Origin of the sequence: Algoriphagus sp., assembly GCF_046296635.1 — a bacterium.
Lineage (GTDB): Bacteria > Bacteroidota > Bacteroidia > Cytophagales > Cyclobacteriaceae > Algoriphagus.
In genome coordinates this window covers 60,850-74,247 of sequence record NZ_JBKBKZ010000001.1, presented here as the reverse complement: position 1 = coordinate 74,247, position 13,398 = coordinate 60,850, and the positions used below count along the sequence as shown (strand labels likewise).

At 39.1% G+C, this 13,398-nt stretch carries 12 protein-coding genes and 1 tRNA gene; 7 read left to right on the top strand and 6 right to left on the bottom strand.

The genetic code is table 11. The features are described from left to right. Positions 1 to 11: 11 nt before the first annotated feature. A tRNA-Arg gene (locus tag ACK4HU_RS00315) sits at positions 12 to 85 on the top strand. 458 nt (positions 86 to 543) lie between these two features. Here ACK4HU_RS00315 and ACK4HU_RS00310 read toward each other — a convergent pair. Next, complete coding sequence (locus ACK4HU_RS00310; RefSeq protein ID WP_409802745.1) at positions 544 to 1,440, bottom strand: DUF3078 domain-containing protein; 897 nt, start codon at positions 1,438 to 1,440, stop codon at positions 544 to 546. A gap of 45 nt (positions 1,441 to 1,485) precedes the next feature. On the opposite strand from ACK4HU_RS00310, the gene ACK4HU_RS00305 reads away from it, so the two are divergent. From ACK4HU_RS00305 to ACK4HU_RS00295, 3 genes are read left to right on the top strand one after another with little or no spacing between them, the layout of a single operon-like run. Next, positions 1,486 to 1,761: a YidH family protein gene (locus ACK4HU_RS00305; RefSeq protein WP_409803193.1), complete on the top strand. Its 276-nt coding sequence runs from the start codon at positions 1,486 to 1,488 to the stop codon at positions 1,759 to 1,761. 3 nt (positions 1,762 to 1,764) lie between these two features. After that, positions 1,765 to 3,546, top strand: coding sequence for an SLC13 family permease (locus ACK4HU_RS00300; protein ID WP_409802744.1), 1,782 nt, complete (start codon positions 1,765 to 1,767; stop codon positions 3,544 to 3,546). A 48-nt stretch (positions 3,547 to 3,594) separates the two neighbouring features. Further along, positions 3,595 to 3,804, top strand: coding sequence for a hypothetical protein (locus ACK4HU_RS00295; RefSeq protein ID WP_409802742.1), 210 nt, complete (start codon positions 3,595 to 3,597; stop codon positions 3,802 to 3,804). Between the two features lie 104 nt (positions 3,805 to 3,908). Here the strand turns inward: ACK4HU_RS00295 and ppk1 are convergent, their stop codons facing one another. Both ppk1 and gyrB read right to left on the bottom strand, forming a co-directional pair. After that, positions 3,909 to 6,029, bottom strand: a complete 2,121-nt coding sequence (gene ppk1, locus ACK4HU_RS00290; protein WP_409802741.1) for a polyphosphate kinase 1 — start codon at positions 6,027 to 6,029, stop codon at positions 3,909 to 3,911. An 84-nt stretch (positions 6,030 to 6,113) separates the two neighbouring features. Next, the gene (gene gyrB, locus ACK4HU_RS00285; protein ID WP_409802740.1) at positions 6,114 to 8,069 is read right to left on the bottom strand and encodes a DNA topoisomerase (ATP-hydrolyzing) subunit B; all 1,956 of its coding nucleotides are present in this window, start codon (positions 8,067 to 8,069) and stop codon (positions 6,114 to 6,116) included. A gap of 351 nt (positions 8,070 to 8,420) precedes the next feature. Between gyrB and ACK4HU_RS00280 the strand changes: the two genes are divergently transcribed. The 3 genes from ACK4HU_RS00280 to ACK4HU_RS00270 are packed head-to-tail and all read left to right on the top strand — an operon-like array spanning position 8,421 to position 11,224. Next, a complete protein-coding gene (locus ACK4HU_RS00280) occupies positions 8,421 to 9,170 on the top strand; it encodes a bacteriorhodopsin (RefSeq protein ID WP_409802738.1) in 750 nt (249 codons plus the stop codon). A 52-nt stretch (positions 9,171 to 9,222) separates the two neighbouring features. After that, on the top strand, positions 9,223 to 10,365 hold the full coding sequence (locus ACK4HU_RS00275; protein ID WP_409802737.1) for a lycopene cyclase family protein: 1,143 nt from the start codon (positions 9,223 to 9,225) through the stop codon (positions 10,363 to 10,365). Then, positions 10,352 to 11,224 carry a Brp/Blh family beta-carotene 15,15'-dioxygenase gene (locus ACK4HU_RS00270; RefSeq protein WP_409802735.1) on the top strand — a complete coding sequence of 291 codons (873 nt, stop codon included), beginning with the start codon at positions 10,352 to 10,354 and terminating at the stop codon, positions 11,222 to 11,224. The genes ACK4HU_RS00275 and ACK4HU_RS00270 overlap by 14 nt, the downstream gene beginning before the upstream one ends. Here the strand turns inward: ACK4HU_RS00270 and ACK4HU_RS00265 are convergent. From ACK4HU_RS00265 to ACK4HU_RS00255, 3 genes are read right to left on the bottom strand one after another with little or no spacing between them, the layout of a single operon-like run. Then, positions 11,221 to 11,607 (bottom strand): CoA-binding protein, encoded by a 387-nt coding sequence (locus ACK4HU_RS00265; protein ID WP_409802734.1) that lies wholly within the window; start codon positions 11,605 to 11,607, stop codon positions 11,221 to 11,223. The genes ACK4HU_RS00270 and ACK4HU_RS00265 overlap by 4 nt on opposite strands. Further along, positions 11,588 to 12,553 carry a GNAT family N-acetyltransferase gene (locus tag ACK4HU_RS00260; RefSeq protein WP_409802732.1) on the bottom strand — a complete coding sequence of 322 codons (966 nt, stop codon included), beginning with the start codon at positions 12,551 to 12,553 and terminating at the stop codon, positions 11,588 to 11,590. Before ACK4HU_RS00260 ends, ACK4HU_RS00265 begins: the two co-directional genes overlap by 20 nt. Continuing rightward, entirely contained in the window at positions 12,546 to 13,367 is an 822-nt protein-coding gene (locus ACK4HU_RS00255; RefSeq protein ID WP_409802731.1) for a 1-acyl-sn-glycerol-3-phosphate acyltransferase, read from the bottom strand. The genes ACK4HU_RS00260 and ACK4HU_RS00255 overlap by 8 nt, the downstream gene beginning before the upstream one ends. Positions 13,368 to 13,398: the final 31 nt, after the last annotated feature.

Sequence of the window (13,398 nt, the reverse complement as noted above, 5' to 3'; positions counted from 1 at the left end):
AAATAAGGTACGCACTCGTAGTTCAACTGGATAGAATATCGGATTTCGGCTCCGAGGGTTGAGGGTTCGAATCCTTCCGAGTGTACAAAGCTCAGACGCAAGTCTGGGCTTTTTTTTATGCTAATGAAAATCTTGGCGATAATAATTCAGAATGGTATTTCCGAAAGAAGGGAAATTCAAATTTTTCAAAAAATCGAAGTTTCTTGAAATTGGAATTGATGAAATCTGCCTGCTATGCATTAATAATTAAAAAACTTGGATCCTTGTCCTCCGCCTCAGTGAGTGTCTTCATTCACCGAAACAATTAATTTATAAAAAGGCTATAAATGAGTGTGATTTCCTTATCGAAATGAAAATATTGGGTTCTAAACCCTGGTTATTCAAAAAATAGCATTATTCCGTGATAGGGCAACAAAAAAGCAGGAGAAGATCTCCTGCCCTTTATTTGAAAACTAAACCAACTATTATTTAACTACCACAATGAATTCAAAAATAATACAAATCCCTTTAAATCAAAATCCAGAAGAATAATTTGTATTTTTTTTATTTTCCATCAGGAAAATTTCCTCGTTTATAAACTAATCCAATACCCAGACCCTGGCTAAATTGGACTTTATCGTCCTGATCCAAATCATATATGGCGATTGTTGTCAAAGTCACGCTGATTGCATTGGAAACCTTCGCCGCCAAGATTAGATCCATGCGATGGTCAATTGCATTGAAAGCCAATGTTTCATAATTGGCATACATCTGATAGCGTGCTTTGAAGGTGATGTTCTCGGATAATTGCTTATTCCAGTCTGCCATCAGGCTGAAAGCAAGCCATTCTGTTCGTACGGTTTGACCAATTGGAACTCCGTAATTCAGAGGTACATTCAGGTATAACTTTTTGTCAGTCACAAAGGTGAATCGCGGAGAAAAAGGAGATAATCGCAGGCTAAACTCATCATTTGGTTTGTATTCCATGCCCAAAGCAAAAGTCAGGAAAGCCGGGTTCGCAAACTTTGAAATCAGAGTCCGATCCGTATCGGTGAAAATATAGCCAGGTGCGAATTGTGAAAGAAAGTTTCCCGAAAAGAAATAATTCCAATTCTCGGATGCTTTCAGGCCAACTTTGGAATCCAGGAAGATTCGATCATTTGACTTCCGTTCATCCTGACCTTGATTTTTGACCACCCCGTATAGAAAATCTAGGGTATTGTCCCAAGACCAGTTGCCTTTTGCATAATTTGCTCTTCCCAGCAATCCAGCACTGAACGCCATAGAATTCACTCCCCCACCTGTCCAGTTTCCACTGAAGGAGGCTTGATTTAGGGCAAAAGTACCTTCGATTGATTTGAGCCAATAGCTTGTGTCAGCTTCAACTACTCCAACTGAATCTTGCGCTCTTGAAAGTCCAATTGTGATAAAAAAAAGAAAAATTGTAAATACGTTCTTCATAAGTTTAGATTTTAAGACCAATTCCCCAAAAATAATAATAGAATGATGGAAAAAAACTTTGAACAAGAACTTATAGTCAGAGATTACCTTGCACGTCAACGCACTTCGCTTGCTAATGAAAGGACGCTACTTGCTTACATCCGCACAGCACTTTATTTTTTGGTTTCTGGAACAGCTTTATTTGAAGTAAATAAACTATCACACATCAAAGAGCTCGGATATTTGGCTTTTGGATTGAGTTTTGGCTTTTTAGTGACTGGAATATTCAGCTATTTTAGAATTAAGAAGAAATTAAAGAAGGGAAATTACCTGACCATGTAGATTATGCAGGAGGATACATGGATTGTCTTTGGAATAATTTCATTGGCAATCATCCTATTTTTTACAGAAAAGTTCACCATTGATACCGTCGCCATCGGAGTGATGGTTCTATTCATGTTGTTCGGAATTCTGGATTTGGAAGAAGGACTTGCAGGGTTCTCCAATTCAGCCACGATTACGGTTGCGGCCATGTTTGTAATTTCTCAGGCTATTTTCCGTACTGGGATTCTTAATCAGTTTAGCAACTACCTGAGTGACCAAGCTGAAAAAAGTGAGACCAAGCTGATGTTAAGTTTAATGATCAGCGCCGGTTTACTTTCGGCAATCATTAATGATACTGCTGTGGTGGCCCTATTGATGCCGTCTGTGATCCATATATGCCAGAAGAATCAGATTCCTCCATCCAGACTATTGATGCCTCTTTCTTTTGGTGCTTTGATGGGTGGTATTTGTACATTATTGGGGACAAGCACCAACATTTTGGTGAGTGGAATTGCTCAAAAAGCGGGATTGCCTGCTTTTGGAGTATTTGAAATGAGCGCAATGGGGCTGATTTTTTTAGCCACTGGAACATTGTATATGGTTACACTCGGGAAATGGTTACTACCAAATAGAGAATCAAAATCCGGACTTTCCGACTCGATGGATTTGGGAAATTATGTGGTTGAAATTTCAATTACCGATGAATATGAAAAACTCCAAGAATCCATCTCAAGCGAAAAAATCTTCAAAAATGGAAATGTAAAAGCACTTCAAATCGTACGTGAAAACGGAAATAAAATCAGGGTGTACCCAAATACTCCTATTCTAGCAGGAGACGTCATCAGGGTTATCACCAATCAGGATAATCTCAAAAAGATTAAAGAGCTAAAGGGAGTGATAATTAAAGCTGAATTGGATTGGAAAGAAGAAACTGTGACTGATGAAGAAGAAAAGCTGTATGAAGCCCTGATTACTCCTCATTCATTTTTGATCAACAAAAGCATCAAATTCATCAATTTTAAGCAGTTGTATGATCAGGTTTTTGTAATTGGAATTAGGCACAGAGCAGGACTTTTTGACACGGTTCTATCAAAAGCCACGCTTAAACCAGGCGATGTACTTTTGCTTCGATCCACCGAAGAATCCATACAGTCCGTAAATCAATCAGAAGATCTTCTTTTGATTTCCGCAAGAAAAATAGAAAATCTAAATAAAACACAGGTGATCCTCACCCTTAGCACCTTGGCATTGGTCGTGGGATTGGCCGCATTTAATGTTTTTCCGATTACACTTACAGCTGTAGCAGGGGCAATTGTAATGGTCACAGTTCGATCAATCAGTCCCGATGAAGCCTATAGAGCAATTGACTGGAAGGTTATTTTCATGCTCGCCGGAGTATTGTCCATGGGTTCTGCACTTGAAAAAACCGGTGGGGCAGAACTGATTGGAGAAGGTGTGGTCAACCTTTTTGGATCTTATGGACCGCAACTCGTGCTAAGTGCCATTTTTGGATTGACATTTTTAATGACAAATATAATGTCAAATAATGCTGCAGCAGCTCTTTTGGCTCCTATTGCAATAAGCATAGCGGTAGGGCTTAATGTTGACACCAGGCCTTTTTTGATGGCGGTGACATTCGCAGCAAGTTTAAGCTTCATGACACCAATGGGCTATCAAACCAATACCATGATCTATAATCCCGGAAACTACAGGTTTGCAGACTATTTAAAGGTAGGCACTCCACTCAACCTTCTTTTTTGGATTCTCGCTACTCTAGTGATACCCATTTTCTTTCCATTTTAACACCTATATTCAAGTTCAAATTCATTATTCACTAACCCCTCATCACTAATGAGAACATTTGGAATTGTATTAATTGTCGTTGGCTTGATCATGCTGTTCGTACCTGGGTTTGATTTTATCACCAGAGAAAAAGTGATCGATGCGGGCCCTATCCAAGTTACCGCAGATAAGAAGAATGAAATAGGATGGCCAACTTATGCCGGAGGTGTGGTTGCTGCAATTGGACTAGTTTTAGTGATTACTGCGAAAAAGAAATAATCCTGCTTGATTATCATTTGGTAAAACACGTGACACTAACTTAAAAAAGCCCCCTAGATTCAATTTTTGAATTCAGGGGGCTTTTGATGTATAGAGGATTCAGGTCAGACAAGCTTTACCCTGGCCACATCTTCTGCTTTAAGTTTGAAAAACTCCTTGTGTACATTAAACTCCGGTTCTTCGCCAGTAGGATGTTTAGCGACATAAGTACCATCTTCCTGCATCACGTAGGAGTTTACGTTGTCTTTGAGGTTATAAGAAATGATATTCATCAATTGCTTTTCCAGCAGAGGGGATTCAATCTTGAATAAGGACTCTAGTCGCTTATCAAAACTTCTTACCATCATATCAGCACTTCCTGAATAAGTTCGGGTGTCGCCATTATTATGAAAATGATAAATTCGGCTATGTTCTAGAAAATCACCTACTAGTGACAGCACTTCGATATTTTCGCTCAGCCCAACTCTTCCCGGTCTCAAGCAGCAGATGCCCCTCACAATTAATTTGATGGTAACACCTGACTGGGATGCTCGATAAAGCGCATAAATGATTTCCGAATCCTCAAGTGAATTGACTTTAATAAAAACTCCCGACGGCAATCCTTTGCGTGCATTTTCCGCTTCCTCCTCGATAAACTCAATCAATTGATTTCGCATATCACGCGGTGCAGTGATGATGTTTTTGTAAGTATTTGGAACAGAGTGTCCGGTGATTACATTGAAGAATTCAGATACATCATTTGCCAAAGTTTCATTCGTTGTCAATAGACCAATATCTGTGTAAAGCCTTGCGGTATCTTCGTTATAATTGCCTGATCCCAGGTGAACGTATCGGGTTATTTCTGTGTCATCTTTTTTAACGATCAGCAGTAATTTTGTGTGCGTCTTTAGATGAGAAATCCCATAGATCACGAAGCATCCCGCCTTTTGTAATTTCTTCGCTTCCCTTATATTGTTTTCTTCATCAAACCGAGCTTTAACCTCAAAAAGAACCGAAACGTGCTTCCCGTTTTCAGCAGCTCGCAGCAATGTTTTTGTAATTCTACTTTCCTTGGCTAAACGGTAAATGGTCATTTTTATCGCCATTACATCCGGATCATCGGCGGCCGTCTCAATCAAGTCTAGTATTGAATCAATGTTGTTGTAAGGGTGGTGAAGGAGAATGTCTTTTTCTTTTAAAATTTCAAAAATATCGCCTCTCCCCTCCTCCGGATAAGAAAGCGGCTGAACTGGTTCCGGGATTTGAGGAAGTCTTTCGCGAAAGCGTTTGTTTCCGACTATTTGCCATAATCCCGTGAAATCAATCATACTCGATCGATTAACCATATAAACTGAGTCAGACCTCAGGTTCCATCGCTCAAGTAGAGAATTAAGCATCCATTTGGAATAGCCTTCTTCAATTTCGATCCGAACAACCCGACCAGTCTTCCGCTCCATCAGTTTTCGCTTTACTTCTTCCAGGAAGTTGGCATCCATATCCTCACTCTCCTCAAGGGTAAAGTCTCCATTTCTGGTGATTCTAAACAAACTGATGGATTCGATTTCTACATTTCGGAATAGCGAGATGATATTTTCACGGATCACTTCTTCAATTGGAATCAGCAAAAGTGAATTTTCCCGTTCGATTTCGAAGAAGCGTGGAATATTCGCTGGAATCTGCACAAAACTCATTTTGCGCATATCCTTGCGCTCACCCGGACTGGTAGTGACCACACCAAATACAAGAAGTTTATTCATCAAAATCGGAAAGGTCCTGTACCCATCGTAGACCATCGGAGTCAGCATTGGATAGATGGCTTTCAGAAAATACTGCTTTACTATTTCCTGTTCTACTTCTGTAAGTTTGGAAACATTAAAGAGTGAAATCCCCTCTTGATGTAATTCGGGAAGAACCACTTTAGTAAAATGGGTATGTTGATCACGATGATAATCCTGGCAATCTTTCATGAGTTTGTCCTTGAAAGGTTCCTCACGCAGACCGGAATAGTCCACACGCTCTTTTTCGTAGTCCAGGTAATTGTACAAGGAGCCAACTCGAATCATGAAAAATTCATCCAGGTTTGATGCAGTGATTGCCAAAAACTTCAGTTTCTCAAAAATGCTTCGATCCGCTTTTTTAGCTTGATCGAGTACTCGTTCATTGAACTTAACCCAACTTAAATCCCTACTGACGAGATCACTTTTTTGGATTATGGATTCATATTTATCTCCAATTGCCAATTTCATATCGTTCAAAATTCTATTACAAACCGCCTGTTCTACTTGTTTTTGTCTTTCGTTAAAAAAAGGGGCCAGATAAGCCCCAGTATATTAAGAATCAATTTTCGCATACTTCGCGTTTTTCTCAATAAATTCTCTTCTTGGTGCTACTTCATCTCCCATCAACATACTAAATAAGTGATCTGCTTCTGCCGCAGATTCAATATTTACCTGCTTGATCGTTCTTACGTTGGGATCCATTGTAGTCGTCCAAAGTTGCTCAGGATTCATCTCACCGAGACCTTTGTATCGTTGTACTCCTACACTGTCTTCCCGACCATCTTTTGCCATCTCGGCGGTCATGATTTTTCGTTCTTCTTCGGTCCAGCAGTAGCGCTCATCTTTCCCTCTTTTTAAGAGATACAAGGGAGGAAGTGCTATGTACACATATCCATTCTCAATCAAGGCCTTCATATATCTAAAGAATAATGTCAGAATGAGAGTTCTAATGTGAGATCCGTCAATGTCAGCATCGGTCATGATGATGATTTTGTGATATCTCAGACCAGACATGTCCAGCTCCTTATCATCATTGGCTGTACCAAACTTCACGCCCAATGCTGTAAGAATATTCTTGATCTCCTCGTTATCATAAATTTTATGCTCGTGCGCTTTTTCCACGTTCAGGATTTTCCCCTTCAGAGGTAATATCGCCTGAAAGTCCCGGTCACGACCTTGTTTAGCAGATCCACCTGCAGAGTCCCCTTCCACCAAATACAATTCACAAACTGTTGGATCGGAATTGGCACAATCAGCAAGTTTTCCGGGAAGTCCTCCCCCACCAAGTACGTTTTTACGCTGTACCATTTCTCTTGCTTTCCGGGCTGCATGACGCGCCTGTGCTGCAAGAATGACCTTTCCTACAATGATTTTTGCTTCTTTAGGATGTTCTTCCAACCAACTTTGAAGTGTCTCAGAAACCGCACTATCGACTGCTCCGACTACATCAGAGTTACCAAGCTTGGTTTTTGTCTGACCTTCAAACTGAGGCTCCTGAACTTTCACCGAAATGACAGCTGTCAACCCTTCACGGAAATCATCACCTGAAACTTCAAGTTTTAACTTATCCAGCATGCCCGATTTGTCGGCATAAGATTTCAAAGTTCGGGTCAATGCCCTTCTGAAGCCAGTCACGTGTGTACCACCTTCATAGGTGTTGATCGTATTGACGTAAGAAACTACGTTTTCCGAATAGGAATTATTATAATTCATTGCCACCTGAACAGGAACTCCGTTTTGGTCGGACTCGATATAAATCGGATAGTCAATGATTTTTTCTCGCGTTTCGTCCAAGTATTGAACAAACTCCACCAATCCACCTTCGGAAAAGAATTCATCACTCTTTGGTACACCATCTTCGATTTCTCGAAGGTCAGTCAGCGTGATTCGGATTCCTGCATTGAGGAATGACATTTCTCTCAGACGATTGGCAATTGTTTCGTACTTGAATTCAGTAATAGCAAAAATGCTTGCATCCGGTTTGAAATGGATGGTTGTTCCTCTTTTATCAGTCGGCCCAATCTGACGAGCTGGATATTGGGGCACACCGATTTTGAATTCCTGTTCGAAAATTACTCCATTACGATAAACGGTCGCTTTGAGGTCGCTCGATAGCGCATTGACGCAGGACACACCCACTCCATGCAGACCACCAGAAACCTTATATGTATCCTTATCAAATTTACCACCGGCATGGAGAACTGTCAACACCACTTCCAGTGCTGATTTCTTTTCTTTATGGTGCATGTCTGTGGGAATACCTCGACCATTGTCTTCGACCGTAACAGAATTATCTTCGTTGACAGTGACATGTATTGTGTCACAATGGCCTGCCAAGGCTTCATCGATCGAGTTGTCTACGACCTCCCATATTAAATGATGGAGACCTTTGACGCCAATATCGCCGATGTACATTGCAGGTCTCTTTCGAACTGCCTCCAGGCCTTCTAATACCTGAATATTATCAGCTGAATAATCAGCAGAATTTTTAGCTTTTTCTTCACTCATATTTTTTGGAGAAAACCCTCAAATCGGGCTTAGAAAGGTGATTTTGTGTTCAAAATAATAGTCTGCAAGATAGGTAAAAAAAGTGAGTTCTGACCAGTTTTTTATGAGATCAAGTGCTCATTTGTACTTATTAGCGAAAATAATATCAATCCAAACTATATTTTGAATTTCTCTAAAATTTCAGAAATTTTTTCTTGCTGTTTATACCATTTTAAATTGCCTACACACCTGATATTCAACCATTGATCTCATTTTGTTTAATTATTATTAATCAAGGTTAAACAAATAATATACTAAGAATCTTTATGTGAGTGATAATTAACCATTTCATAACCAAAAAATTCACCTTTTATGAACCTCACCTTAGCAGCGGAACTAGTAGGACTAGACCGAATCATTAACAGTGACCCAGTAGCCATAACCTTCTTCATCGGTTACATGGCTATGTTTGCATCTGCAGTATTCTTCTTTGTAGAAAGAGGATCTGTAGACGGTAAATGGAAGCTTTCCCTTCTTGTATCAGGCTTGATCACGGGAATCGCAGCTGTCCATTATTATTACATGAGAGACTTTTACATGCAGACTGGTTCCAGTCCCACAGCCTTCAGATATGTGGATTGGACTTTGACAGTACCATTGATGTGTGTGGAATTCTACTTATTAACAAAACCTTTTGGAGCAAAGGGAGGAACCTTATTTAAGTTGATCGTTGCTTCTTTGGTCATGTTGATCACAGGTTACATCGGTGAAACTTCCGGTATAGACAGCAACATTATGTGGGGTATCTTCTCTACGCTAGGTTATCTGTATATTGTTTATGAAGTATTTGCAGGTGATGTAGCCAAGTTGGCAAAAGAATCAAACAGCCCGGCTTTAGGAAATGCAATGTTCCTTTTGAAAATCTTTATCACGCTAGGTTGGTCAATCTATCCTATCGGATACATGGTATTGCCAGGAAATTTGTTGTCAGGCGCATTTGAGGTAAGCTCAATTGACCTATTCTACAACTTGGCCGATGCTATCAACAAAATCGGTTTTGGATTGGTAATTTATTCAGTAGCGGTAGCAGAGACTGCTAAAGCAAGAAAATCTGTAGCCTAATTAATTATAGGTGGGTTGATAAGGGATATCCTGTCAACCCACTTTTTATTTTATGGAAAGCTATGACTACATATTTGCCGGTGCGGGTTGTTCAGGACTAAGTCTGGTCCACTACCTTTTGGAAAGTGATCTTAAGGATGCTAAAATTCTCATGATTGATCCTCAAGGTGATCAGATTCCCGACAAAACTTGGTGTTACTGGGCAGAGAAGCCACTTGATATTCACCCATCGAAAAATATACACTGTTGGAATAATTTGAGCTTCGTCGCTGATCACACCAAAATCACAAAAAATCTAGGCAGACTTAATTATTACCATCTTAATTCTCATGACTTCTATAATTCAATTTTTAAGAAAATCACCAAATCCCCCAATGTTACATTGATTCAGGATGAGGTTTGGGATTTGACTGAATCATCGGAATCAATTAAAATTCTGACAAAAAATGGTAAGAAATTCCAAACGTCTTTTGTTTTTGACTCTAGGCTCAACGAAAATGAGTTTAAAAATACAAATAGCTTAAAGCAAATATTTTCCGGTTGGAGAATCAAAACACAATCTGAAGTATTTGATCCAACAAGTCTTATCCTGATGGAATTCCCAAATGGCAAATCCTCTCAATTTGATTTCTTTTATATTTTACCGTTTTCCAAAACAGAAGCTTTAGTCGAATTCACGGCTTATTCTAAAGACTCAATCTCCAAAGATGATTTGAATTCCACTTTAGAAACCTATTTAAGAAATAATTTAAACGACATTTCCTTCGAGATTACTTTTCAGGAATCCGGTATTATTCCTATGAGTAATCGCAAGGCATCAAAAAATCCCTACAAAAGAGTAATCAAACTGGGAACAGCAGCAGGTTGGACCAAGGCATCCACAGGCTACACGTTTCATACGATTCAAAAAAATTGCAAAGAAATTGTACAGGCACTTTCTTTTGGTAAAATCCACGAATTACAATTGCAAAGTTCTTCCCGTTTTTCTTTCTATGATAATGTGTTATTGAATGTTGCCCATAAGTGGCCTGATCAGCTTCAATCGCTATTTTTAAATCTTTTTACAACCTCCTCAGCAGATTTGGTTCTCCGATTTTTAAGTGAAGAAACCAGTTTTAGAGAAGAAATTACTTTGCTAAGCAAACTTAAATTTCCGATTTTCATTAAAAGCTTGTTGAATTATGAATCGCATTGAAAATATAGCCAAGGCACTTGGGATAATCCTGTGTCTCATTTTCATGCTTTTCTTTCAAAATAATCTTACTGTTCAGCTTGCACTTTTTGGGGTGATTCTCATCGCTGTTGGTATTCCGCATGGTGCCATAGATCACCTCATTTCCAATCCAAAAATTGATCAAAAGGGTCTTTTTAAATTCCTTCTGATTTACATATCAATGATTGCTGGGTACTCGGCTGTATGGTACTTTATACCTGTGGTTGCGCTCCTTGCTTTTTTGTTTATGTCTGCTTATCATTTTGGGCAATCTCATTTTTTTAATGAATCCTCCCTTAAAAATTATTCCTTGCTTTTATATGTAAGTCGAGGTGGATATTTCCTCTTTGCCATTTTGCTTGGAGACTGGGAGGCTACCAAATTGATACTTTCTCCCCTTGTCAATTTGGAATATCTAAATAATTCCCGACTATTTGTTTTGGGAGCTTTTCTTTTTTCAACCCTTTTGGCGCAAAATTTATTTGGGCCAAAATTCGGAAAAAAACACATCCTTGAACTAGTGATTCTGGGTCCAATTCTTTATTTAAGCCCTTTATTGATAGGTTTTGTAGTCTATTTTGGATTTTGGCATGCCTTGCCAAGCATGATGACTGAATACAAATTTCTTCGCTCCTTTAAAGCCTACGACTCTTTCAAAAAGTTTGCTATCCAACTTCTCCCATTTTCACTTATCAGCTTTGTGGGTATTGGTTTGATTCTATTCTTTGGTCTTGAATTTCTGGATAACACCCAGTTGATTTTACTATTCTTCGTGCTTATTTCTCTGATATCATTTCCTCATATCTTTTACATGGATAGTTTTTTGAAGAAACAAAATTAAAATTGATCAGTGCTCAGCATCACCAAATTGCATGCGTGCACGACCTCAATTCCTGCTGATTTTGCTTTTCTGTAAAAATCCGGATTTTCAGCACCGGGATTAAAAATGATCCTTTTTGGATTAAGTGCGATGAGATAATCCATCCATTCGCCTTGGTGCGAAGGACCAATGTATAAAGTGATTGTATGGATTCCTTGCAGTTGAGGCTTAGTTCGCAAGTCGATAATTTCCTTACCAAAGACTTCTCCTTTTTTGATACCAATGGGTATAAAATCAAAGTTGCGCTCAGCCAGCATTTTTGCTGCAACAAATGCGTAACGTGAAGGATTAGGGCTAGCGCCTACCAATAAGGTTTTTTTGGATTCAACTTTTTCTTCTACCATATGTCTTATCACGTACAAACGTATCCATATGGCGATGTTTTTTGCTTTCGTATATATCAGCTAGGGTAATCATGATGCCCGTCTCTTCCACTTCTCCAAACTCGTCATTTAAGGCTGTGCCAAAAGTTCGCATGGTAGGTGACAGGTTCATATAGGTATTTATCAGCGGGGGTATATTCTCGCCCAATGACCTGATCTTCCCATTTAGGAATTTATATCCTTCCTTATAATCCAGATTTTCAAAAGGATTTGGCTGCTTTTCTATTCCAGTTTCGTATGTTAATTTAAGCTGAACCTTAGGGGTAACAAGCAATTCATTATCAGGGAAGTAATGATTCATAAAGTAAAGCAAAAGATCCCGTCCCTCCCGATTATAATGGGGGTACATGGTCACTTTTCCAAAAAGATATTTGACATCCGGATTAAGCAAAACTACCGCTCCTAACCCGTCCCAAAGATTATCCAAACTGAAAATTCCCTTCCGGTTATCCAAGCTGGGTTGATACTGTGGTTGAACAAAAGATCGGCCTAATTCCAGCGTGTTTGGGATGTATTCTTTTATAAATTTCTCTGAAAAATCGAAAAGATGCGTGGTCGAAAGATTAATAGATCCATCAGGATTGATGGCATTTTTACACATGATTACACGATAGCCAGCTACGATTTCTTCATCCTCAGGACTCCAGGTAATCAGCTGATCGTAGCAGTTTTCGCATATATCATTTTCATCCAAATCCACTTCCATTCCGGTACCGCCACCCGCAACACGGAAAGTCAATTCTCGTAGACGTCCGATTTCTTTCACCACGTTTGGTGCATTATGATGATTGACCAGATAGACAAGATTGTCACCATTATTGGTATACCGGAGAAAGCGATCAGGATTCAACTCCTTTTTAAGGAGTTTACGATCTACTGCTGGAATAATAGGTAGAACCTTATCCATTAGATTCGCCGAGTTTGTAAACCAAATCTTTCATATACTCAGCCCATTGGGCATCATTTTTTTCTGAATTAAAATATTGGTACGAAACAGGACTGCCTACTTTGATCACCACCTTTTTCCCTCGCTGCTTATACATCTCATCTACCAACCAAAACATTTCGACATTGGCTTTGATACCAATTCTTTTACGCCAATTAGCAAGATTGTAAAAAAACTCAGAATTCCTCCCTTCAATATGGCAAGGAAGTACATCAAGTTGGTATTTTTTTGCCTTGGAAATGAAGCTTTTTTTCCAACTCAAGTCTTTTATTACTCCCTCTTGCTTTCTGGAAACCAGTCCTGCAGGGAAAATCAAAACGGGATGTTTATTGGCATACGTTTCTTCGATCCTTAGGCTGGCATTGACTGAATTCTTCCCTAGGGTGTTTACAGGCACAAAAATCGGTTGAAAATTATCAAAACTCATCAATAGGTCATTTACCAGAAAGCGTATATCAGGCCTGATTTTTCCAATAGCAAACATCAGTGCTACCCCATCTATTCCCCCTAGAGGATGGTTGGCTGATAATATAAACCCACCACTTAAGGGGATGTTTTCTTTTCCTAAAAGTTCTACATCCAATTCAAATTCGGCAGTCAATGCATTGACAAAATCCATACCCTGTAAGTGGTGAATTTTTTCCATGATACCATTCATCCATTTTTCATGGGTCACATTTTTGATGTATTTCAAAGTAAATCCAGGCATCCATTTCAGGATTTTTGGATTTTTTGAATGAATGGCTTTTTCGATATCGATAAATTTCTTTGACATTGGAGCAAAAAAATTGAGCTTTTAGGAATTA